Genomic DNA, 22,109 nt, shown 5'->3' with positions numbered 1-22,109 from the left:
TACCCATGAGCACTCCAACATCCTCAGTAGCCACCGCCACGTCCGCCGTGGATCAAAGCCTGCTGTACCCGTCGCCGTACAAAGAATTCTGGCAAGCGTTCTCGAAGAACAAGGGCGCCGTTGCCGGCCTGCTGTTCATGCTGCTGATCATCTTCTGCGCGATCTTCGCGCCGTGGGTAGCGCCGCATAATCCGAGCGAGCAATACCGTGACTTCCTGCTGACGCCACCGGCGTGGCTCGAAGGCGGGCAGATGCAGTTCCTCCTCGGCACCGATGAACTCGGCCGTGACCTGCTGTCGCGTCTGATCCAGGGTTCGCGCCTGTCGCTGTTGATCGGCTTGTCGTCGGTGGTGATGTCGCTGATTCCGGGGATCCTGCTGGGTCTGTTCGCCGGTTTCTTCCCGAAAGTGGTCGGCCCGACCATCATGCGTCTGATGGACATCATGCTGGCCCTGCCGTCGCTGCTGCTGGCCGTGGCGATCGTCGCCATCCTCGGCCCTGGCCTGATCAACACCGTGATCGCGATTGCCGTGGTTTCCCTGCCGTCCTACGTGCGTCTGACCCGTGCCGCCGTCATGGGCGAACTGAACCGCGACTACGTCACCGCCGCGCGTCTGGCCGGTGCCGGTCTGCCGCGCCTGATGTTCATCACCGTGCTGCCCAACTGCATGGCGCCGCTGATCGTGCAGGCAACCCTGAGCTTCTCCTCGGCGATTCTCGATGCCGCTGCACTGGGCTTCCTCGGCCTCGGCGTACAACCGCCAACCCCTGAGTGGGGCACCATGCTGGCCTCGGCCCGCGACTACATCGAACGCGCCTGGTGGGTGGTAAGTCTGCCTGGTCTGACCATTTTGCTCAGCGTGCTGGCAATCAACTTGATGGGCGACGGCCTGCGCGATGCGCTGGACCCGAAACTCAAGAACGCCGCCTGAGGAGATTCAAATGTCATTGCTAGAAATCAAGAATCTCAACGTCCGCTTCGGCGACAAGACCGCGACCCCGGTGGTCGACGGCCTAGACCTCAAGGTCGACAAGGGCGAAGTCCTGGCCATCGTTGGCGAGTCGGGTTCGGGTAAATCCGTGACCATGATGGCGCTGATGGGCCTGATCGAGCATCCCGGCATCGTCACCGCTGACTCGCTCAGCTTCGACGGCAAGGACATGCTCAAACTGAGCAATCGTCAGCGTCGGCAGATCGTCGGCAAAGACCTGTCGATGGTCTTCCAGGACCCGATGACCGCGCTGAACCCGAGCTACACCGTCGGTTTCCAGATCGAGGAAGTGCTGCGCCTGCACCTGAAAATGTCCGGCAAGCAAGCGCGCAAGCGTGCCATCGAACTGCTGGAAAAAGTCGAGATCCCGGGCGCCGCCAGCCGCATGGACGCCTACCCGCATCAACTGTCTGGCGGTATGAGCCAGCGCGTCGCGATCGCCATGGCGATTGCCGGCGAGCCGAAACTGTTGATCGCCGACGAACCGACCACCGCGCTGGACGTGACGATTCAGGCGCAGATCATGGATCTGCTGCTGGCGTTGCAGAAAGAGCAGAACATGGGCCTGGTGTTGATCACTCACGACCTCGCGGTCGTGGCGGAAACCGCCCAGCGCGTCTGCGTGATGTATGCCGGCCAGGCGGTGGAAGTCGGTCAGGTGCCGCAACTGTTCGACATCCCGGCGCACCCGTACAGCGAAGCGCTGCTCAAGGCGATTCCCGAGCACAGCCTCGGCGCCTCGCGCCTGTCGACCTTGCCGGGCATCGTCCCGGGCCGCTACGACCGTCCGCAGGGTTGCCTGCTGTCGCCGCGCTGCCCGTACGTGCAGGACAACTGCCGCACCCAGCGTCCGGGCCTTGATCCGAAAGCCAACAGCCTCGCCCGCTGCTTCTACCCGCTGAACCAGGAGGTGGCGTAATGGCCGTCGTACTTACCGCCCGCGACCTGACCCGTCACTACGAAGTCTCCCGTGGCCTGTTCAAGGGCCACGCCACCGTGCGCGCGCTCAACGGCGTGTCGTTCGAACTGGAAGCCGGCAAGACCCTTGCCGTGGTAGGCGAATCGGGCTGTGGCAAATCCACTCTCGCCCGCGCCCTGACGCTGATCGAAGAGCCGTCGTCGGGCTCGCTGCAGATCGCCGGTCAGGAAGTTGCCGGCGCCGACAAGGCCGAGCGCAAGCAACTGCGCAAAGACGTGCAGATGGTGTTTCAGAGCCCGTACGCGTCGTTGAACCCACGGCAGAAAATCGGTGATCAACTGGCCGAGCCGCTGCTGATCAACACCAAGCTGTCGGCCACCGAGCGTCGCGAGAAAGTCCAGGCGATGATGAAGCAGGTCGGCTTGCGCCCTGAGCATTACCAGCGCTATCCGCACATGTTCTCCGGCGGTCAGCGCCAGCGTATCGCTCTGGCGCGGGCAATGATGCTGCAACCGAAAGTGCTGGTCGCGGACGAACCGACTTCGGCGCTGGACGTGTCGATTCAGGCCCAGGTGCTGAACCTGTTCATGGATTTGCAGCAGGAGTTCAACACCGCCTACGTGTTCATCTCGCACAACCTGGCGGTGGTGCAGCACGTGGCCGATGACGTGATGGTGATGTACCTCGGCCGTCCGGTGGAACTGGGTCCGAAGAACGACATCTACGAACGCCCACTGCATCCGTACACCCAAGCGCTGCTGTCGGCGACCCCGACGATTCACCCGGACCCGAACAAGCCGAAAATCAAGATCGTCGGCGAGCTGCCCAACCCGCTGAACCCGCCACCGGGCTGTGCTTTCCACAAGCGCTGCCCGTACGCGACCGAACGTTGCACCACGGAAGAGCCGCTGTTGCGTGAACTGGATAATCGGCAGGTGGCTTGCCACTACGCCGAGCAGTTTCTCGACGGCGCGGCGTAATAAAAAAGCCCACGATATCGTGGGCTTTTTCTATTTATGCAGTGGTCACCTTCTGCCTGACGCAAATTGGGAATTAGAGGTGGCTACTGTTGTTGCAGATACGATCACGAGCATCTTATTGACAGCGAACAGGATCGAAGGTGCAGATGCTCGGTCTGACGCTATAAAACCTGGCAACTATTTAAACTTAAAAATATTTTTTTCGTCCAACACCTTTTTATTATTCTCCTGAATCCCTAAAAACTCTCCACGGGCATCAACCTGCTTTGTTTCTGAGCTATTGGACATGGCAAGTTTGGAAACTATCTTGACGTTTCCGGCTTCCACATCGAACACTTCAAAAACAATCGTTCCTGACACCCCCTCATATTTCTCTCCTTTCTTGTTTTCATATGCCGCGTAGGCCGTCCCTTCCTCGTAAAACTGTTTGATGTCAAAACTACTTCCTTTTTCGACATCCAGTGTGCGAACAAAAAACACCACTCGCTCTCCTTCGGCACTAGTGCCTTCAAGCGTATATCCCTTATCAGACAAACTCCGATTGACGAAAACCTTCTCACTGACAAAACCCGACACTGAAGTTCCCGAGGCGTGCAGATGCCCTGTAGTTTCATTGCTCATCATGCGCTTCCTTTCTGTTATTTAATGACAGTAGTTAGGAAGTTAATTTATAAAGCCCACATAAGGATGCGTCTACTGTCACTTCTGACAGGGTAATGAGATTTATTCGAAATAAGAAATTAACCATCAGGCGAAAGACGAATAAGCAAACTGCGATTTATGGACTTCCCTCCATCGATCCGAGAGCGGAAAGCTGAAGGGAAATCCTTGAGTGATCTAAGTCTGGCTGTCCCCTTCGTCTGGATCATCACTGTCCAACTCGTCGGTGGTCGAGTCGTCATCATCGGCGCTGCCGCCCTGATTCATATCCCCCGGCTCCGACTCGGACTTGGCAATCATCAACCCGCTATGCCCGACCTGGCCGTTGAACGCCTGTGATTCGTGATCCTCGCACTCGGCCCACGCCGTTGCGGTGCCGAGGGACAGCATTACCATCACTTTCAACAACATCAAAACCCGTAGCAATCTGCTTTTCATGGCCGACTCCATCCTGTTGCGCTAAGACATGCTTGCCGGACTGGCTCGATGTGAAATCTAGTTGCGATCCGCCCGGCTCACCACTTAGGACGCGGTCGCGCAGGCAGAAATGCCATCGACCATCAGATTGCTTTCGAATAACCCCGATAACCGAAACAGCTAAGCGCCGCGCGTGGCCTGCCAAGTCAGTGGAATGGAGATCAGCACCAGCAGCGCGCTCATCAGCCACACACTGTGCCCGCCAAATTGGCCGTAGAGCTGACCGCTGAGCACCGGCGACAACAACGCGCTGGCGCTCCAGCTCATGAAGAACAGCCCAAAGTACTGACCGCTCTTGCCGCTCTGGGCAAACTGCATCGCCAGTACATTTAGTGGCGGCATGAACAGCGCCTCGCCCAAGGTCCAGATCAGTGTCGACAGACAGACAAAAGCCAGTCCGGAACCGAACGGCAACATGCCCAATCCGCAGGCCAACAGCACACTGCCGACGAGCATTTGCCAACGCGAGCCCCAACGCTCGACCGAGTGCGACAGCGGAATCTGCAGCGCGATCACCAACAGCGCATTGAGCCCGAACTGCCAGCCGATCGCTTCGGTGCTCAGGTGGTAGTAATCACGCAGATAATTGCCCAGCGTGCTGTACACGGTGTCGAACGCGATGCCCAATACGGCCGTCGCCGCCAGCAGCCAGAGGAACGGCTTGTCGCGATACGGCAGGCTTGAGCCATCCTTCGATTCGTCCTCAACCACGAGCACCGGCCGCCGCCACGTCGTGCGCACGAACCACAGCAACGCCAGCATCGTCATTGCCGCACTGACAAAAAACACCCAACGAAAATCCGCCTGCGCCAACACTCCGCCCGCCACCCCGGCAGCGGCCATGCCCAGATTACGCGCCACCCGGCTCAGCGCTTGCGCACGGGAACGTTGCGCGACTTCGCAATACTCCATGATCAGCCGCTGATGCAACGTCCGAATCGCGCCGTCGATGACACCGCTGAGCAACAACAAAGCGGCCAGCCACGGCACCTGCGTCACCAGCCCCAACAGCATCAGCACCCACACCGAAACGAAAAACAACGCCGCTGTCAGCCGCGCCGTGCGCACATGATCACTGAGCCATCCACCGAGCATCGAACCGACCAGCAATCCTGCGCCATAGGCCGAAAGCAACCAGCCGACGGTTTCAATCGCCAGGCCCAGCTCCTGACGCAGGTACAGCGCCATGAACAGCTTGACCATGGCGCTGAGGCGGTTGATGAACAACAGCGCCGCGAGGACCCAGGCCATGGGGGTGAAATAGCCTTTAAGAAGCAACAGGGGATTCAGCCGACTTGTCACTCCATTGACCTCTTCGAACGACTTGCAGGGACTGGAACACTACCGGTCAACATGGCGGTTGTCGCATACCAGCACATCCAAAACACGGGAAAAAGGAACCGCCCTACAACACGCTGTAAGAAATGTCGCAGGCTGAGAACTTTTGACCTTGCTTTTCAGGCTCGCAGTCTTCAACAACCGAATTGGATTGAGTGCATCAAACAGAAAATCGTCGGCTCGCAGATTGCCTTCGCGAGCAGGCTCGCTCCCACAATTTGACCGCGTACCTCCTCAGAAACAGGCCGGCTGTCAGGCCGCTTTCGCGAGCAAGCTCGCTCCCACAATTGGATTGGGGACGACCTCAAGAAACAGGTCGGCTGTCAGGCCGCCATCGCGAGCAGGCTCGCTCCCACAGAAAAGCAAAGCAGCGCAGCTGCCCGCGGCGAAACCGCCCCACTCAACAATGAGCGCAAGCTCGAGTGCTTTTGATCTTGCTGTTGATCCACCGGCGACGTCGGAAGGCTGAGTGGAGGGATTGATCCGGGCGTGGGAGCGCAGCGACCGTACGACGCAGTCGTACACAGCGGAAGGAGGTGCAGCGAAGCAAACCGGAGCCGCTGCGCCCGGATCAGTCCCGGAGCGAAGGAACCCGAGCCTGCGAGGGCCGAACGTAGGAGCAAGCCTTTTCGGTTACCTTTTTGGCGTTTGAAAAAGGTGACTCGCCGTAAGGGCGAAACCGTAATCAGCAACACCCGCAGAAACGGATATACACCCAAAACAAAAAGCAAAGAAAAACCCCCAAGGCATACACCTGGGGGGCTTTCGAACAACTCAGCTCAGCGCTTAATGATGCTCCCGCGTCGCGCGGAATTTCACATCCGGCCAGCGCTCTTCCATCAACGCCAGATTCACCCGCGTCGGCGCCAGGTAAGTCAGGTGACCACCGCCATCCAGCGCGAGGTTCTCCACCGCTTTGTTGGAGAATTCCTCAAGCTTCTTCTTGTCGTCACACTCGATCCAGCGCGCCGAATACACGGTGATCGGCTCATACGAGCACTCGACCTTGTATTCCTCTTTCAAACGGCTGGCGACCACATCGAACTGCAGCACACCGACGGCGCCAAGAATGATGTCGTTGCTGCGCTCGGGGAAGAACACCTGCGTCGCGCCCTCTTCCGCCAACTGCTGCAAGCCCTGACGCAACTGCTTGGATTTCAGCGGGTCACGCAGACGCACGCGACGGAACAGTTCCGGGGCGAAGTGCGGAATACCGGTGAAACCGAGGACTTCGCCTTCGCTGAAGGTGTCGCCAATCTGGATCGTGCCGTGGTTGTGCAGACCGATGATGTCGCCGGCGTAGGCCTCTTCCAGTTGCTCACGTTCGGAAGAGAAGAACGTCAGAGCGTCGCCGATGCGCACGTCCTTGCCGGTACGCACGTGGCGCATCTTCATGCCTTTTTCGTACTTGCCGGAGCAGATACGCATGAAGGCGATGCGGTCGCGGTGTTTCGGGTCCATGTTCGCCTGGATCTTGAAGATGAAGCCCGAGAACTTCTCTTCCACCGGCTCGACAGTACGCTCGTTGGCCACACGGGCCAGCGGACGCGGCGCCCAATCGACGACAGCATCGAGCACGTGGTCGACACCGAAGTTGCCCAGCGCAGTACCGAAAAACACCGGGGTCAGTTGGCCGTCGAGGAATTCCTGCTGGTTGAATTCGTGGCAGGCGCCCTGCACCAGTTCCAGCTGTTCGATGAAGCGCTCGTACTCATCGCCCAGGTGCGCGCGCGCCTCGTCGGAGTCGAGTTTCTCGATGATCTTGGTTTCGGTGCGCTCGTGACCATGACCGGCGGTGTAGACAATGATGTAGTCGTCGGCCAGGTGATACACGCCCTTGAAATCGCGGTAGCAACCGATCGGCCAGGTGATCGGCGCAGCCTTGATTTTCAGGACTGCTTCGATTTCGTCGAGCAGTTCGATCGGGTCGCGGATATCACGGTCGAGTTTGTTGATGAAGCTGACGATCGGCGTGTCACGCAGACGGCAGACGTCCATCAGCGCAATGGTCCGTGGCTCTACACCCTTACCGCCGTCGAGCACCATCAAGGCCGAGTCCACCGCTGTCAGGGTGCGGTAGGTGTCTTCGGAGAAGTCTTCGTGACCCGGGGTGTCGAGCAGGTTGATCATGTGTTCGCGATAGGGGAACTGCATGACCGACGTGGTAATGGAAATACCCCGCTGCTTCTCCATCTCCATCCAGTCGGATGTCGCATGGCGATCGGATTTACGGGATTTCACCGTACCGGCCACTGCAATCGCCTTGCCCATCAACAGGAGCTTTTCGGTGATCGTGGTTTTACCGGCATCGGGGTGGGAAATAATGGCGAAAGTGCGGCGTTTCGCGACTTCGGCGGCCTGTTGGGTCATGGGAAATCGCCTGGCGGTGATTCAAAAAAGGGCCGCGATTATAGCCCAACTCGCTGCAATAACCGAACCGTTGAGCACATTAAGGGTGGCCAAATGCTGCCGCAGATGGGAACCTTTTAAAGCACGGAGACGTCCATCCCCTGTTACGAACTTTCGTCAGGGGCTGAAAAATCAGCAAGTTAGCCTGACGAGGCTGCGCTCATGGCTCGCTTTCGCACCGCTTGGCCGGTGCTGGAAAACGGCTACTTTTCGCGAACGCTGACTCCGGCAGCCAGGAATGGCTTGCCACGCGGAGCAGCGCTCGCCGACTACAAAAAAAGGAGTCCGCCTGTGGCTATCCGCTATGGCAAAGGGCTGATGGGAGGTGCGGTGGTGATCGCGCTCCTGGCCCTGCTGGTCCACTGGATCGGCATCAACACGATCGAACACTACCGCGACGATTTGTTGTTTTACCTGCAAGCTCATCTGATTCTCGTCCTCGCCTCCATGCTGGCCGCCCTTGTCGTGGGCATCCCCGCCGGTATCTTCCTCAGCCGCCCGAGCATGGTCGGCCGCGCCGAACGCTTCATGCAGATCTTCAATATCGGCAACACCGTGCCACCGCTGGCCGTGCTCGCGATTGCGCTGGGCATCCTCGGCATCGGCAGTGGCCCGGCGATCTTCGCCCTGTTCCTCGCCTCGCTGTTGCCGATCGTGCGCAACACCTATGAAGGCCTGAAAAATGTCCAGGGCTCGCTGAAGGAAGCCGCTGTCGGCATCGGCATGACCCCGCGCCAAGTGTTGTGGAAAGTCGAATTGCCCAACGCCGTGCCGATCATCGTCGGTGGCGTGCGGGTCGCACTGGCAATCAACGTCGGCACCGCGCCGCTGGCGTTCCTGATCGGCGCCAACAGCCTCGGCAGCCTGATCTTCCCCGGCATCGCCCTGAACAACCAGCCGCAACTGCTGCTCGGCGCCGCGTGCACCGCGCTGTTGGCGCTGTTGCTCGATGGCGTGGTCACCCTCGCCAGCCGTCTCTGGCTGGAACGCGGTCTGCGCCCGTCTTAAGGCTTTGCGAAGGAATATTTATGAAACGACTTAGCTTGATCTTAGGCTGCGTCCTGCTGTTCGCAGGAATCGCGCAAGCCGCTGAAAAACCGGTCATCCGCCTCGGCGCCCGGGTCTTCACAGAGCAGACCCTGCTCGCCGAAATCACCGCGCAATACCTGCGCAGCAAAGGCTACGACGCGCAGATCACCGGCGGTCTGGGCAGCAACCTCGCCCGCAGCGCCCACGAAAGTGGCCAATTGGACCTGCTCTGGGAATACACCGGCGTGTCGCTGGTGGCCTACAACCACGTCACAGAGAAACTCGACAGCGCGCAATCCTACGCCCGGGTCAAAGAACTCGACGCGAAAAAAGGCCTGGTCTGGCTGACGCCGTCGAAATTCAGCAACACCTATGCCCTCGCTTTGCCGAAAAAAGTCGCCGAGCAATACCCGCAGATCGGCAATATCAGCCAGCTCAACGAAGTGCTGCGCGCCGAGGCCAAGACCAACCACCTGGTGACGCTGGATACAGAGTTCGCCAACCGCTCCGACGGTCTCGACGGCATGGTCAAGCTCTACGACATGAACCTGACCCGCAAGAACATCCGCCAGATGGATGCCGGCCTGGTCTACACCGCGCTGCGTAACGGTCAGGTGTTTGCCGGTCTGGTCTACACCACAGACGGCCGTCTCAACGCCTTCGGCCTGAAATTGCTGGAAGACGACAAGCATTACTTCCCCGACTACACCGCCGCTCCCGTGGTGCGTCAGGCCACACTGGATGCCAACCCGAAACTGGCCGAACAACTCAAGCCGCTGGCCGAACTGTTCGACGACGAAACCATGCGCCAGCTCAACGCGCGGGTCGACGTCGATCATGAAAGCCCATCGTCCGTTGCCGCCGATTTCCTGCGCCAGCACCCACTGAATTAAGAGAGGAGAAGTCATGGAATTCCTGAACGCCTTTTCCCATCTCGACTGGCAGCAGGTGATGCACCTGACCTGGCAGCACATCACTCTGGTCGGCATCGCCGTGACCCTGGCGATCGTCATCGGCGTGCCGCTGGGCATCCTGATGACGCGTTTTCCCACCCTCGCCGGCCCGCTGCAAGCCAGCGCCACGGTGCTGCTGACCGTGCCGTCGATTGCCCTGTTCGGTCTGCTGCTGCCGTTCTACTCCAAGTTCGGCCAGGGCCTCGGGCCGCTGCCGGCAATCACCGCCGTGTTCCTCTATTCGTTGCTGCCGATCATGCGCAACACCTCCCTCGCCCCCACCGGCGTCGAGCCGGGCATCCGCGAAGCTGCGCGCGGCATCGGCATGACCTTCGGCCAGCGCCTGCGCATGGTTGAGCTGCCGATCGCGGTGCCGGTGATTCTTGCCGGCGTGCGCACCGCCGTGGTGATGAACATCGGCGTGATGACCATCGCCGCGACCATCGGCGCCGGCGGCCTCGGTGTGTTGATCCTCGCCTCCATCAGCCGCAGTGACATGTCGATGCTTATTGTCGGCGCGCTGCTGGTCAGTCTTCTGGCGATTTTCGCCGACCTGTTTCTCCAATGGCTGCAACGCTCGTTGACTCCAAAAGGACTCCTCAAATGATCGAACTTCAAAACCTCAGCAAAACTTTCCAAAGCAACGGCAAAGATGTCAAAGCCGTGGACTCGGTGAGCCTGACCGTCAATGAAGGCGAGATCTGCGTGTTCCTCGGGCCATCGGGTTGCGGCAAAAGCACCACGCTGAAAATGATCAACCGCCTGATCAAACCGACCTCGGGCAAGATCCTCATCAACGGTGAAGACACCACCGATCTGGACGAAGTGACGCTGCGCCGCAACATCGGCTACGTGATTCAGCAGATCGGTCTGTTCCCGAACATGACCATCGAAGAGAACATCGTCGTGGTGCCGAAACTGCTCGGCTGGGACAAACAGAAATGCCACGACCGCGCCCGCGAACTGATGAGCATGATCAAGCTCGAGCCCAAGCAGTATCTGCATCGCTACCCGCGTGAATTGTCCGGTGGTCAGCAACAGCGTATCGGCGTGATTCGTGCGCTTGCGGCTGACGCCCCACTGTTGTTGATGGACGAGCCGTTCGGCGCGGTCGACCCGATCAACCGCGAGATGATCCAGAACGAATTCTTCGAGATGCAGCGCGCGCTGAACAAGACCGTGATCATGGTCAGCCACGACATCGACGAAGCGATCAAGCTGGGCGACAAGATCGCCATTTTCCGCGCCGGCAAGCTGCTGCAGATCGACCACCCGGACACCCTGCTGGCGCATCCGGCGGATGATTTCGTCAGCAACTTCGTCGGCCAGGACAGCACGCTCAAACGCCTGCTGTTGGTGAAGGCTGAAGACGCGGCGGACAACGCGCCGTCGGTCAGCCCGGAAACCCCGGTGGCCGATGCGCTGGAACTGATGGACGAACATGACCGTCGCTACGTCGTGGTCACCTGCGCCGAGAACAAGGCGCTGGGTTACGTGCGCCGTCGCGACCTGCATCGCCAGACCGGCACCTGCGCACAATTCCTGCGTGAGTTCAACGCCACCGCAGCGTACGACGAGCACCTGCGCATCCTGCTGTCGCGCATGTACGAGTTCAACCGCGCCTGGCTGCCGGTGATGGATGCCGAACGGGTATTCCTCGGGGAAGTGACGCAGGAGTCGATTGCGGCATACCTCAGCTCGGGACGTTCGCGGGGAATGAAGACCAGTATCGTCTCGCCGGCTGAGACGGTGGTCGCATAATCCGTCTGCGTGGTTGAAACCCGATCCCTGTGGGAGCGAGCCTGCTCGCGAAAGCGCAATATCAGTCGACGCTGATGGCGGCTGTGAAAATGCCTTCGCGAGCAGGCTCGCTCCCCCAGGATCTGCGTGATTTTGTTGATCTTTACAAGGTGACAAAGAATCTCAACAGCCTCTCCTGCAAGCGCGCCGTCAATTCAGCTTCTTCAAGGTCCAAATCCCGCTTCAAAACCCTCTCTCGACGCCAACGTCGCCGATGTTGCCGCTATCACACTTACCCGCGATCTAGCCGACAAAAGCCCCGAACGTGCAGATATGTTTAACACTCGAAAATTCACCGGGAACATCTGCCCGTCATCTCGGTCGGGTAGAAGGAGTGATGAACGCGACGCACGTCAGAAGCGTGCAAAAACGCGACATTTTTAGTTGATCTCGCGCCCCTCACGCCCTAAAGTTCGCGCCGAACGTCCATGCTGGAAACGATCCATCCGGCTCAAGTACTGACGACGAGACAGCGAGGCCAAGGGACAGCTGCACATCCCCAGGCCTTTTTGCTTTCGGCGACATGCCTTGGGAAGTAGGCGAACCAAAGTGGGGATACGGAGGGCGTTCATGCACCCATTGATTAACTTAGTTTGCCAGCAGGAGTTCCCAGCATGTCGATCCAGGTCGAAGACTATTTCGCGCGCGCTACATTCGACAAAATGAAGGCGTTCGCCGACAAACAGGAAACCCCGTTCGTGGTGATCGACACCGCGATGATCGCCCAGGCCTACGACGACCTGCGCGCCGGTTTCGAATTCGCCAAGGTCTACTACGCGGTCAAGGCCAACCCGGCCGTCGAGATCATCGACCTGCTCAAAGACAAGGGCTCGAGCTTCGATATCGCCTCGATCTACGAGCTGGACAAAGTCATGGATCGCGGCGTCAGCCCGGACCGTATCAGCTACGGCAACACCATCAAGAAATCCAAGGACATCCGCTACTTCTACGAGAAGGGCGTGCGTCTGTTCTCCACCGACTCCGAAGCCGACCTGCGCAACATCGCCAAGGCTGCGCCGGGTTCGAAAGTCTATGTGCGCATCCTCACTGAAGGCTCGACCACGGCTGACTGGCCACTGTCGCGCAAGTTCGGCTGCCAGACCGACATGGCCATGGACCTGCTGATCCTCGCCCGCGACCTCGGTCTGGTGCCGTACGGCATCTCGTTCCACGTCGGCTCGCAACAACGCGACATCAGCGTCTGGGACGCGGCGATCGCCAAGGTCAAAGTGATCTTCGAACGTCTGAAAGAAGAAGACGGCATCCACCTCAAGCTGATCAACATGGGCGGCGGCTTCCCGGCCAACTACATCACCCGCACCAACAGCCTGGAAACCTACGCCGAAGAAATCATCCGCTTCCTCAAGGAAGATTTCGGTGATGACCTGCCGGAAATCATCCTCGAGCCGGGCCGTTCGCTGATTGCCAACGCCGGTATTCTGGTCAGCGAAGTTGTACTGGTTGCACGCAAGTCGCGCACTGCCGTCGAGCGCTGGGTGTATACCGATGTGGGCAAGTTCTCCGGCCTGATCGAAACCATGGACGAAGCGATCAAGTTCCCGATCTGGACCGAGAAGAAAGGCGAGATGGAAGAAGTCGTCATCGCCGGCCCGACCTGCGACAGCGCCGACATCATGTACGAGAACTACAAGTACGGCTTGCCGTTGAACCTGGCGATTGGTGATCGTCTGTACTGGCTGTCGACCGGTGCATATACCACCAGTTACAGCGCGGTCGAGTTCAATGGCTTCCCGCCGCTGAAGTCGTTTTACGTTTAAGGAGCAGCTGCAAGTTTCGAGCTGCAAGCTGCAAGTGAAAAGCCCACGAATTTGTGGGCTTTTTTGTGGGTGTTCGGCTGGGGAGGTTTTTTGTACTAGATACCATAGCCCCTCACCCCAGCCCTCTCCCGAGGGAGAGGGAGCCGACCGAGTGGTCTTCCGTCCGACATCGACCTGAACCACCTTGGCGATTATGGATTCGGCAAAACCATTACAGGTCGGCGTACCTCCCAAGCATCCCTCGGTCGGTTCCCTCTCCCCCTGGGAGAGGGCTAGGGTGAGGGCTCGGCGGTTTCAGCCGCGCTGCAACTCTGCATACCGAGCGGCATACCGACTAGCCATCGCCTGAATTCGCAAGCCTGTCGCATCAGCCAGCGTCTGGCTCGCCACCCGCAGGAAATTCAGATTGCCGGCGGCCAAGGCTTTCTCCAGCCACTCGACCGCTTCATCAACCCGCCCCTCAGCCGCCACCACCGCGGCATAACTGAACTGCCCACGAAAATCCCCTGCCTCGGCAGAACGCCGATACCACTCGCGCGCCGCCAGCGGATCCGCCGGACACACCTGCCCTTCCTCCAGATACCGCCCAAGCAGATTCATCGATTTCGCATGGCCCAACTCAGCCGCGCGCCGATACAGCGCCAGCGCTTGCTGATGATCAACCGTCACCCCGCGCCCGGTCGCCAGCAAGTTGGCCAGGTTGTACATCGCCCAATCAAGACCCGCCTCGGCGGCGGCTCGATAATGCTGCGCCGCCACCGAGGCATCCGCCGCGCACCCCCAACCATGCTCTTGACAACGCCCGAGCATGTTGCGCGCCATCAGGTGTCCACGCTCGGCAGCGATGCCGAACCAGCGCAATGCAAGCGGTTGATCCTGGGCGATGCCTTGGCCATCCAGCAGGATCTGCCCAAGCAACGCCTGCGCTTCAACCTCGCCCTCGCCCGCTGCCAGCAAAATCGCCTGCGCAGCGCGGGCCGGGCTTTCTTCAAGCATTGCCGCCAACCCGGCGGCGTCGAGAACTTCCTCGCGGCGCAACTGGAAACTCATACCTCGACCCAGCGCCGCAGCAAGTTGTGATAAGTGCCAGTGAGGCGGATCAGCGAAGGGTGATCGGGAACGTCCTGGGTCAGCTGCTGAATCGCCCCGTCCATTTCGAACAGCAACGCGCGCTGGCTGTCTTCGCGCACCAGGCTCTGCGTCCAGAAAAACGACGCATAGCGCGCACCACGTGTGACCGCATTGACCTTGTGCAAACTGGTGCCCGGATACAACACCATGTCGCCGGCTGGCAGCTTCACGCGCTGGGTGCCGTAGGTGTCCTGAATCTCCAGTTCGCCGCCGTCGTAATCTTCCGGCTCGCTGAAAAACAGCGTCGCCGACAAATCGGTGCGCACCCGCTCGATGCTGCCCTTGGGCTGGCGCACGGCGTTGTCGATGTGGAAATCGAAACTGCCGCCGGCCGTGTAACAGTTCACTAACGGCGGGAAGACTTTGTGCGGCAGTGCGGCAGACATGAACAGCGGATTTTTCCACAACCGCTCCAGCATCGCCGCGCCGATTTCCTTGGCCAGCGGGTGGCCTTCGGGCAATTGCAGATTGTGCTTGGCCTTGGCCGACTGGAAGCCGGCGGTGATCTTGCCGTCGGCCCAATCCGCTTGCTCCAGGGCCAGGCGGATGCGCTGCACTTCGTCTTTTGCGAACAGCCCGGGAATGTGCAGCAGCATGGCGATGTCACCTGATGGCAAGAAGGCGGCAATGGTATTGATTCTTATTGACCGTGTAAAACCCGCAAGACGAACGAACAGGCAGAAACCGTAAGGGCAAATTGTAAAGAATGTAAATTCAATGCGAATAACAATGTTTCGCAATTGATACGAATACCTGTTTACCCTATATTCCGCCGCCTCAAATCCTTGGGGAGGGGAATAACAATGGCACGTCAACACGCACAATTACCGGTCAGTTCACCACGTCTGCTCGCCTCGGCAATCGGTGTCGCAATCACCGCCGGCTCCGCTGGGCAGATGGTCTTCGCGGCGGAAAAAACCGACAGCAAAGCGTCCGGCAACGCCATCGCCCTGGACGCCACCGCCATCACCGGCGAAGCCCAGGACTCGACCTCCTATCAGGTCGAAAAAGCCTCCTCGCCCAAGTACACCGCGCCGCTGGTCGACACCCCGCGCTCGGTCACCGTCATCCCGCAACAAGTGCTCAAGGACACCGGCGCGCTGAACATGCAGGACGCGCTGCGCACCGTGCCGGGCATCACCTTCGGCGCCGGTGAAGGTGGCAACCCGCAGGGCGATCGTCCGTTCATTCGCGGCTTCGACGCCCAAGGCGACACCTACCTGGACGGCGTGCGCGACACCGGTTCGCAGAGCCGCGAGATCTTCGCCGTGGAAAACATCGAAGTCAGCAAAGGCCCGAACTCGGCCATCGGTGGCCGTGGCGCAGCGGGGGGCAGCATCAATCTGGTGAGCAAGAAAGCGCACTTGGGCAACTCGTTCGACGGCGGCTTCACCTACGGCTCCGACCAGACCCAGCGCTACACCCTCGACGGCAACTACCAGTTCAGCGACAGCGCTGCCGGCCGTCTCAACCTGATGAGCCATGAGAGCAACGTCGCCGGTCGCGACAAGGTCGATTACGACCGCTGGGGTATCGCGCCGTCGCTGGCCTTCGGCCTGGGCACCGATACCCGCGTCAACCTCGACTACTACCATCTGGAAAGCAACGACACCCCGGACTCGGGCATTCCGTACACCATTCCAACCGGTGGTTCGGCCGCACGCACCAAGTCCAACCCGGACAAGCCGTACGCCGGTGGCGATCACGACAATTTCTACGGTCTGGATCGTGACTTCCGCAAGGGCCGCACCGACACCGCGACCTTCGCCATCGAGCACGACCTGAACGATGCGCTCACCATCAAGAACACCCTGCGCCACGGCAGCAGCATGCAGGATTACATCCTCACCCAGCCGGACGACAGCAAGGGCAACGTCAACAACGGCAGTGTCTGGCGTCGGGCCAACACGCGGGTGAGCAATACTGAAACCACCACCAACCAGACCGACCTGTTCGGCACCTTCTATGTGGGCGGTTTCAAGAACAGCTTCTCCACCGGTGTCGAATACACCCGCGAGCAGAGCGAGAAATCCTCGTACAACGTCAACACCGACACCACGCCGCGTACGACCAATGTGCCTTCCAGCAGCAACTGCACACCGGCGATGATTGGTGCCTCGAGCAATTACAACTGCACCTCGCTGTCGAACCCGAACCCGAACGATCCGTGGAACGGCGCGATCTCGCGCAACTACGCCGGCACCGACACCCAGGCCGACACCTACGCGCTGTACGTGTTCGACACGCTGGAGTTGTCCGAGCAATGGCTGGTGAACATGGGCCTGCGCTACGACCACTTCGACACCGACTACAAAACCTACAACGCCGCCGGCCGCACCACCTCCAAGGGTGATGACACCAGCGAATTCGTCACCGGCCAGTTCGGCGTGGTCTACAAGCCGGCGGAAAACGGCAGCATCTACGCCTCCTATGCAACCTCGGCGACGCCGCCGGGCAACACTTTGGGCGAAGGCCAGGAAGGCAACCCGCTGGGCGGCACCCCGGATCGCAGCGGCAACCTGCTGAGCAGCGACATGGAGCCGGAAACCACCAAGAACTACGAAATCGGCACCAAGTGGGATCTGCTCAATGATCGCCTGTCGCTGACCGCCGACATCTTCCGCACCGAGAAGGAAAACGCTCGCGTGCAGGTCGACACCAGCTCCTACGAGAACGCCGGCAAGACCCGCGTGCAAGGCTTCGAACTGTCGGCCAGCGGCAAGATCACCGACAAGTGGCAGGTGTTCGCCGGTTACGCTTTCATGGACAGCGAGCAGATAGATGGCGGCCCGCTGGGTCGCGCCAACGACGGCAACGATCTGCCGAACACACCAAAAAACAGCGCCAGCCTGTGGACCACGTATCAGGTCACGCCGAAGCTGACGATCGGTGGTGGCGCGTTCTACGTCGACGACGTCTACGGCAGTGTCGCCAACACAACGATGGTCGATTCGTACGTGCGTTACGACGCGATGGCGGCCTACAAGCTGACCAAGAACGTCGACCTGCAACTCAACGTGCAGAACCTGACCGACGAAACCTATTACGACAAAGCCTTCTCGACCCACTTCGCCAATCAGGCGGCGGGACGGACGGCGCTGTTGAGCACCAATTTCCACTTCTGACCAATGTGAAAACCTGTGGGAGCGAGCTTGCTCGCGAAGGCAATCTTTCAGCAACATCGATGCTGACTGACACACCGCTTTCGCGAGCAGGCTCGCTCCCACAGGGAATGTGCCGCGAGGCTCGGCCCCGTTCATTCAGTTGAACGGGGCTTTTGTGTGTAACGCAAAACGCTTCTTGATAACCCACGGCATAATGCGCGCCGTGATGAAAATTTCCGAACGGACGGCGAGTGACGTGTTGAAGAAAACCCTGTTCCAGTTGCACTGGTTTTTTGGCATCACCGCAGGGCTGGTGCTGGCGCTGATGGGCATCACCGGCGCGGCCTATTCGTTTCAGGACGAGATCCTGCGCGCGCTGAATCCGTCCGTTCTGCAGGTGGAAAAACAGGTCGCCGGCGTGCTGCCACCAGTTGAACTGGTGGAGCGCATTGAAGCCGCGTCCGGCAAGAAAGTCGCAATGCTCTGGGTCGAGACCGACAGCGGTCACGCCGCACGGGTATTCTTCACCCCGCCCAAGGGCGAACGGCGTGGCGAGATGCGCTACTTCGATCCGTACACCGCCGAGTTCAAGGGCGATGCCACCGGTCAGGATTTCTTCGGCCTGATGCTGCAACTGCACCGCTTCCTCGCCATGGGCGACACCGGGCGCAACATCACCGGCGCCTGCACCTTGATGCTGTTGTTCTTCTGCCTTTCTGGCCTGTATTTGCGTTGGCCGCGCCAATGGAACAGCTGGCGCGTGTGGTTGACCCTGGACTGGAAAAAGAAGGGCCGCGCGTTCAATTGGGATCTGCACTCGGTAGCCGGCACCTGGTGCCTTTTGGTCTATTTGCTGCTGGCGTTGACCGGTTTGTCATGGTCGTACGAGTGGTACAACAAAGGCCTGACCCGACTGCTTTCCGACGCGCCGCAAAACGAACGCGTACGCGGCGGTCGCGGCCCGGCGCCGGAAGGTCCGCCACCGACCGCCGACTACGCGGCGATATGGAGCAGCATCTACAGCGCTGCCGGCCCGGGTCTGGCCGCGTACAACATTCGCATGCCGGCGGTGGCCGGCCAGCCGGCGACGGTGTTCTACCTGCTCGACAGCTCGCCTCATGACCGCGCGCTGAACCAGATCACCCTCGACCCGGCCACCGGAGTGGTCAAACGCGTCGACCGCTATGCCGACAAAAGCTTCAAGGCCCAATTGCTGACCAGCATTTATGCGCTGCACGTCGGAAGTTATTTCGGCCTTGTGGGGCGCATCATCGTGACGATTGCGGCGGTGTGCATGCCGCTGTTTTTCATCAATGGCTGGCTGCTGTATCTGGACCGTCGACGCAAGAAAAAGCAGATCAAGGATGCCCGCCAAGGTCTCGCACAACCGTCCGCCGATGCTTCGGCATGGCTGATCGGTTTCGCCAGCCAGAGCGGTTTCGCCGAACAACTGGCGTGGCAGACCGCCGGACAATTGCAGGCCGCCGGATTGCCGGTCAACGTGCAGCCGCTGGCCAATCTGAGCGAACAGGATCTGCGTGAGTCGAACAACGCATTGTTCGTGGTCAGCACCTTCGGCGACGGCGAAGCGCCGGACAGCGCCCGTGGTTTCGAACGCAAAGTGCTGGCCAAAGCCTCGACACTCGACAGCCTCAACTACGCCGTGCTCGGTCTCGGCGATCGGCAGTACGCGCACTTCTGCGGCTTCGCCAAGCGCCTGCATCAATGGCTCGGCGAGCACGGCGGCAAGACCCTGTTCGCCCCGGTGGAGGTCGACAGCGGCGATCCCTACGCGCTGCGTCACTGGCAAACCCAACTCGGCCAGCTCACCGGACAGGCGCCGAGCGAAACCTGGCAAGCACCCAGCTACGACAACTGGACTTTGGTGCGTCGCGAACTGATGAACCCCGACAGCAGCGGCGCGCCGGTCTTTCTGCTCGGCCTCAAAGCCCCGGACACCCGCAGCTGGCTGGCCGGTGACCTGGTCGAAATGCTGCCGCGCAATTGCCCGTGGGCCATCGAACATTTCCTCGACGGCCTCGGCATTCGTGGCGAAACTCAGGTGAAGGTCAACGGCATCGACGAGCCGCTGGAAGTCGCCCTCGCCTCACGGCAATTGCCAGAGCACCGCGCGCATCTGGTCGGCCTGCATGCGCAGTCGCTGGTCGACGCGATGGTGCCGCTGGCGATGCGCGAATACTCGATCGCCTCGATTGCCGCTGACGGCGTGCTGGAACTGATCGTGCGCCAGGAACAGCACAACGACGGCAGCCTCGGCATCGGCTCCGGCTGGCTCACCGAACACGCGCCAGTGGGCGGCAGCATCAGCCTGCGCGTGCGGCGCAACAGCGGTTTCCATCTGCCGAACGAACCCGTGCCGATGATCCTGCTGGGCAACGGCACCGGCTTGGCCGGCCTGCGCAGCCTGCTCAAGGCACGCATTGCCGATGGTCAGCAACGGCATTGGCTGCTGTTCGGCGAGCGTAACCGCGAACACGATTTCCTCTGCCGCGCCGAGCTCGAAGAGTGGCTGGTCAATGGTGATCTGGCGCGGCTGGATCTGGCGTTTTCCCGCGATCAGGCTGAGAAGATTTATGTGCAGGATCGCTTGCGTGAGTCTGCGGATGAATTGAAGAAATGGTTGGCAGATGGTGCTGTGATCTATATCTGCGGCAGCCTTCAAGGTATGGCCTCAGGCGTAGACCAGGCCCTCAACGATATCCTCGGCAGCGCCGAAGTCGAACGCCTGATCGAACAGGGCCGCTATCGCCGGGATGTTTACTGACCCAACACCATCCCCTTGTGGTGCGAGCCTGCTCGCGAAGGCGATTTAACAGTCAACATTGGTGTTGGCTGTAAGTCCGCTTTCGCGAGCAGGCTCGCTCCCACAGGGGACGCGTTGCTCAGACCGGTTGGAGTTTCTGTTCGAAAACAGCGATGCCATCCAGATCCCGCAACACCACGCTCATCTCGCCGCTTTGCCCTTCGATATTCACCTCACCAAAAAACTGAAACCCGGCAAACGGCGAGGTGTTCTGTGCGGGCGGTGCTTTCTCGAACACCACCTCTGGGCCAAACGTCTTGTCCAGTGGATTCGGCCCGAAACTGCCGGCGTTCAACGGCCCGGCAACAAATTCCCAGAACGGTTCGAAATCCTGAAACGCGGCGCGGTCCGGGTGGTAGTGATGCGCCGCGCAGTAGTGCACGTCCGCCGTCAGAAACACGAAATTGCGCACCTGCTGCGCGCGCAGAAAGCCGAGCAGTTCGGCGATTTCCAGCTCTCGCCCCTGCGCCGGGCCGGGGTCGCCGTTGGCCACGGCTTCCCAGCGTGCAACGCCCGGGCTTACCTCGCCGTCCGGGACGCCAAGGCCGATGGGCATGTCGGCGGCGATGACTTTCCACTGCGCCGTCGACGCCTGCAATTCACGCTTGAGCCAGTCCAACTGCTCGCGGCCGAGAAACGGTTTCGCCGCGCCAAGGTTGGCATCGTTGGCCTCGCGATAGCTGCGCATATCCAGCACGAATACGTCGAGCATCGGTCCGTAACTGAGCTTGCGATAAATGCGCCCGCCGCCGTCCGCCGCTTGCAAACGCATCGGCGCATATTCCAGCCACACCTGCCGCGCGCGGCCGATCAGCTTGTGGATATCTTTCTCCTGATAACGCTCATCCAGCTGCTTGCCCGGCGACCAGTTGTTGACCACTTCGTGATCGTCCCACTGCCAGATCTGCGGCACTTCGGCGTTGAAGCGGCGGATGTTTTCGTCCATCAGGTTGTAGCGATAGTTGCCGCGATAATCGTCGAGAGTCTGCGCGACTTTGCTCTTGGCTTCGGTGGTGATATTGCGCCAGATGCGCCCGCTTTCGGTGGTCAGTTGCGCGGGCACCGGGCCGTCGGCGTAGATGGTGTCGCCGCTGTGGATAAAGAAGTCCGGCAGGCGCAGGCGCATGGCTTCGTAGATGCGCATGCCGCCGATGTCCGGGTTGATCCCGAAGCCCTGGCCGACGGTGTCACCGCTCCAGACAAAACGAATGTCGCGTTTTGTCGTCGGCACGCTGCGCAGATGGCCGAACCACGGCTCGCTGGCGACGCCGCTCTGCGCATCTTCGAAGTGCACGCGATAGAAAATTGCCTGGTTGGCCGGCAGGCCGGTGAGTTCGACGCGGGCGGTGAAATCGCTGCGCGCATCGGCCAGTGGCGAGACGAATTTGCGCGGGTTGCCAAACAGGCTGCCGGTGTCCCACTCGACCACCATGCGTGCCGGGCGATCGCTGCGGCTCCAGATCATCGCGCGGTCGCCGAGCAGGTCGCCGGACTGCACGCCGTCGGTGAGCTGCGGACGATCCTTGACCGAGGCAATCACCGCCGGCGCCAGCCCCGGCAACAACAGCCCGGCACCCACCGCTTGCATGACGCGACGCCGGCCGAGATTGAAATCGCTCATGGTGTTCTCCCTGCAAAAGGGAAAACTTAAGCACGGGTGTATGAACCCGCTATGACAATGCAGACTCCTGTGGGAGCGAGCCTGCTCGCGAAGG

The 22,109-nt window shown here is 60.3% G+C and carries 17 protein-coding genes; 10 read left to right on the top strand and 7 right to left on the bottom strand.

Going from position 1 to position 22,109, the window contains the following annotated elements:
- Positions 1 to 5: 5 nt before the first annotated feature.
- From OC605_RS21810 to OC605_RS21800, 3 genes are read left to right on the top strand one after another with little or no spacing between them, the layout of a single operon-like run.
- Positions 6 to 932: an ABC transporter permease subunit gene (locus OC605_RS21810; RefSeq protein WP_016771721.1), complete on the top strand. Its 927-nt coding sequence runs from the start codon at positions 6 to 8 to the stop codon at positions 930 to 932.
- A gap of 10 nt (positions 933 to 942) precedes the next feature.
- The gene (locus tag OC605_RS21805) at positions 943 to 1,911 is read left to right on the top strand and encodes an ABC transporter ATP-binding protein (protein WP_016771722.1); all 969 of its coding nucleotides are present in this window, start codon (positions 943 to 945) and stop codon (positions 1,909 to 1,911) included.
- Positions 1,911 to 2,891: a peptide ABC transporter ATP-binding protein gene (locus tag OC605_RS21800; protein ID WP_016771723.1), complete on the top strand. Its 981-nt coding sequence runs from the start codon at positions 1,911 to 1,913 to the stop codon at positions 2,889 to 2,891. Before OC605_RS21805 ends, OC605_RS21800 begins: the two co-directional genes overlap by 1 nt.
- Before the next feature lie 177 nt (positions 2,892 to 3,068).
- Here the strand turns inward: OC605_RS21800 and OC605_RS21795 are convergent, their stop codons facing one another.
- From OC605_RS21795 to OC605_RS21780, 4 genes are all read right to left on the bottom strand, one after another.
- Complete coding sequence (locus OC605_RS21795) at positions 3,069 to 3,512, bottom strand: hypothetical protein (protein WP_262139413.1); 444 nt, start codon at positions 3,510 to 3,512, stop codon at positions 3,069 to 3,071.
- A 216-nt stretch (positions 3,513 to 3,728) separates the two neighbouring features.
- On the bottom strand, positions 3,729 to 3,989 hold the full coding sequence (locus OC605_RS21790) for a hypothetical protein (protein ID WP_262139412.1): 261 nt from the start codon (positions 3,987 to 3,989) through the stop codon (positions 3,729 to 3,731).
- A gap of 159 nt (positions 3,990 to 4,148) precedes the next feature.
- Positions 4,149 to 5,279 (bottom strand): MFS transporter, encoded by a 1,131-nt coding sequence (locus OC605_RS21785; protein WP_262139411.1) that lies wholly within the window; start codon positions 5,277 to 5,279, stop codon positions 4,149 to 4,151.
- Positions 5,280 to 6,152: 873 nt separating this feature from the next.
- Positions 6,153 to 7,736, bottom strand: a complete 1,584-nt coding sequence (locus OC605_RS21780; protein ID WP_016771727.1) for a peptide chain release factor 3 — start codon at positions 7,734 to 7,736, stop codon at positions 6,153 to 6,155.
- A gap of 357 nt (positions 7,737 to 8,093) precedes the next feature.
- On the opposite strand from OC605_RS21780, the gene OC605_RS21775 reads away from it, so the two are divergent.
- From OC605_RS21775 to OC605_RS21755, 5 genes are all read left to right on the top strand, one after another.
- On the top strand, positions 8,094 to 8,783 hold the full coding sequence (locus tag OC605_RS21775) for an ABC transporter permease (protein ID WP_166554532.1): 690 nt from the start codon (positions 8,094 to 8,096) through the stop codon (positions 8,781 to 8,783).
- A 20-nt stretch (positions 8,784 to 8,803) separates the two neighbouring features.
- Positions 8,804 to 9,697 (top strand): glycine betaine ABC transporter substrate-binding protein, encoded by an 894-nt coding sequence (locus OC605_RS21770; RefSeq protein ID WP_262139409.1) that lies wholly within the window; start codon positions 8,804 to 8,806, stop codon positions 9,695 to 9,697.
- Between the two features lie 13 nt (positions 9,698 to 9,710).
- Positions 9,711 to 10,364, top strand: a complete 654-nt coding sequence (locus OC605_RS21765) for an ABC transporter permease (RefSeq protein ID WP_262139407.1) — start codon at positions 9,711 to 9,713, stop codon at positions 10,362 to 10,364.
- The gene (locus tag OC605_RS21760; protein WP_016771732.1) at positions 10,361 to 11,518 is read left to right on the top strand and encodes a betaine/proline/choline family ABC transporter ATP-binding protein; all 1,158 of its coding nucleotides are present in this window, start codon (positions 10,361 to 10,363) and stop codon (positions 11,516 to 11,518) included. Before OC605_RS21765 ends, OC605_RS21760 begins: the two co-directional genes overlap by 4 nt.
- Positions 11,519 to 12,171: 653 nt before the next feature.
- Positions 12,172 to 13,335: a type III PLP-dependent enzyme gene (locus OC605_RS21755; protein WP_016771733.1), complete on the top strand. Its 1,164-nt coding sequence runs from the start codon at positions 12,172 to 12,174 to the stop codon at positions 13,333 to 13,335.
- A gap of 294 nt (positions 13,336 to 13,629) precedes the next feature.
- Here the strand turns inward: OC605_RS21755 and OC605_RS21750 are convergent, their stop codons facing one another.
- Together OC605_RS21750 and OC605_RS21745 are read right to left on the bottom strand one after the other, a co-directional pair.
- Positions 13,630 to 14,385 carry a tetratricopeptide repeat protein gene (locus tag OC605_RS21750; RefSeq protein ID WP_262139405.1) on the bottom strand — a complete coding sequence of 252 codons (756 nt, stop codon included), beginning with the start codon at positions 14,383 to 14,385 and terminating at the stop codon, positions 13,630 to 13,632.
- Complete coding sequence (locus OC605_RS21745) at positions 14,382 to 15,062, bottom strand: Fe2+-dependent dioxygenase (RefSeq protein WP_122601831.1); 681 nt, start codon at positions 15,060 to 15,062, stop codon at positions 14,382 to 14,384. Before OC605_RS21745 ends, OC605_RS21750 begins: the two co-directional genes overlap by 4 nt.
- A 207-nt stretch (positions 15,063 to 15,269) precedes the next feature.
- Between OC605_RS21745 and OC605_RS21740 the strand changes: the two genes are divergently transcribed.
- Both OC605_RS21740 and OC605_RS21735 read left to right on the top strand, forming a co-directional pair.
- Positions 15,270 to 17,591: a TonB-dependent receptor gene (locus OC605_RS21740; RefSeq protein ID WP_262139403.1), complete on the top strand. Its 2,322-nt coding sequence runs from the start codon at positions 15,270 to 15,272 to the stop codon at positions 17,589 to 17,591.
- 235 nt (positions 17,592 to 17,826) lie between these two features.
- A complete protein-coding gene (locus OC605_RS21735) occupies positions 17,827 to 20,355 on the top strand; it encodes a sulfite reductase flavoprotein subunit alpha (protein WP_262139424.1) in 2,529 nt (842 codons plus the stop codon).
- 118 nt (positions 20,356 to 20,473) lie between these two features.
- On the opposite strand, the gene OC605_RS21730 is transcribed toward OC605_RS21735, so the two are convergent.
- Complete coding sequence (locus tag OC605_RS21730; protein ID WP_262139401.1) at positions 20,474 to 22,015, bottom strand: alkaline phosphatase D family protein; 1,542 nt, start codon at positions 22,013 to 22,015, stop codon at positions 20,474 to 20,476.
- Positions 22,016 to 22,109: the final 94 nt, after the last annotated feature.

Origin of the sequence: Pseudomonas sp. Marseille-Q5117 (assembly GCF_946901175.1) — a bacterium.
GTDB lineage: Bacteria > Pseudomonadota > Gammaproteobacteria > Pseudomonadales > Pseudomonadaceae > Aquipseudomonas > Aquipseudomonas iranensis.
The sequence above is the reverse complement of the archived record's forward strand: the minus strand, read 5'-3'. Positions and strand labels throughout refer to the sequence as shown.

Coding starts and splice junctions, on each gene's coding strand:
- OC605_RS21810 (WP_016771721.1), top strand. CDS start 6: ATGAGCACTCCAACATCCTCAGTAGCCACCGCCACGTCCGCCGTGGAT.
- OC605_RS21805 (WP_016771722.1), top strand. CDS start 943: ATGTCATTGCTAGAAATCAAGAATCTCAACGTCCGCTTCGGCGACAAG.
- OC605_RS21800 (WP_016771723.1), top strand. CDS start 1,911: ATGGCCGTCGTACTTACCGCCCGCGACCTGACCCGTCACTACGAAGTC.
- OC605_RS21795 (WP_262139413.1), bottom strand. CDS start 3,512: ATGAGCAATGAAACTACAGGGCATCTGCACGCCTCGGGAACTTCAGTG.
- OC605_RS21790 (WP_262139412.1), bottom strand. CDS start 3,989: ATGAAAAGCAGATTGCTACGGGTTTTGATGTTGTTGAAAGTGATGGTA.
- OC605_RS21785 (WP_262139411.1), bottom strand. CDS start 5,279: ATGGCCTGGGTCCTCGCGGCGCTGTTGTTCATCAACCGCCTCAGCGCC.
- OC605_RS21780 (WP_016771727.1), bottom strand. CDS start 7,736: ATGACCCAACAGGCCGCCGAAGTCGCGAAACGCCGCACTTTCGCCATT.
- OC605_RS21775 (WP_166554532.1), top strand. CDS start 8,094: ATGGGAGGTGCGGTGGTGATCGCGCTCCTGGCCCTGCTGGTCCACTGG.
- OC605_RS21770 (WP_262139409.1), top strand. CDS start 8,804: ATGAAACGACTTAGCTTGATCTTAGGCTGCGTCCTGCTGTTCGCAGGA.
- OC605_RS21765 (WP_262139407.1), top strand. CDS start 9,711: ATGGAATTCCTGAACGCCTTTTCCCATCTCGACTGGCAGCAGGTGATG.
- OC605_RS21760 (WP_016771732.1), top strand. CDS start 10,361: ATGATCGAACTTCAAAACCTCAGCAAAACTTTCCAAAGCAACGGCAAA.
- OC605_RS21755 (WP_016771733.1), top strand. CDS start 12,172: ATGTCGATCCAGGTCGAAGACTATTTCGCGCGCGCTACATTCGACAAA.
- OC605_RS21750 (WP_262139405.1), bottom strand. CDS start 14,385: ATGAGTTTCCAGTTGCGCCGCGAGGAAGTTCTCGACGCCGCCGGGTTG.
- OC605_RS21745 (WP_122601831.1), bottom strand. CDS start 15,062: ATGCTGCTGCACATTCCCGGGCTGTTCGCAAAAGACGAAGTGCAGCGC.
- OC605_RS21740 (WP_262139403.1), top strand. CDS start 15,270: ATGGCACGTCAACACGCACAATTACCGGTCAGTTCACCACGTCTGCTC.
- OC605_RS21730 (WP_262139401.1), bottom strand. CDS start 22,015: ATGAGCGATTTCAATCTCGGCCGGCGTCGCGTCATGCAAGCGGTGGGT.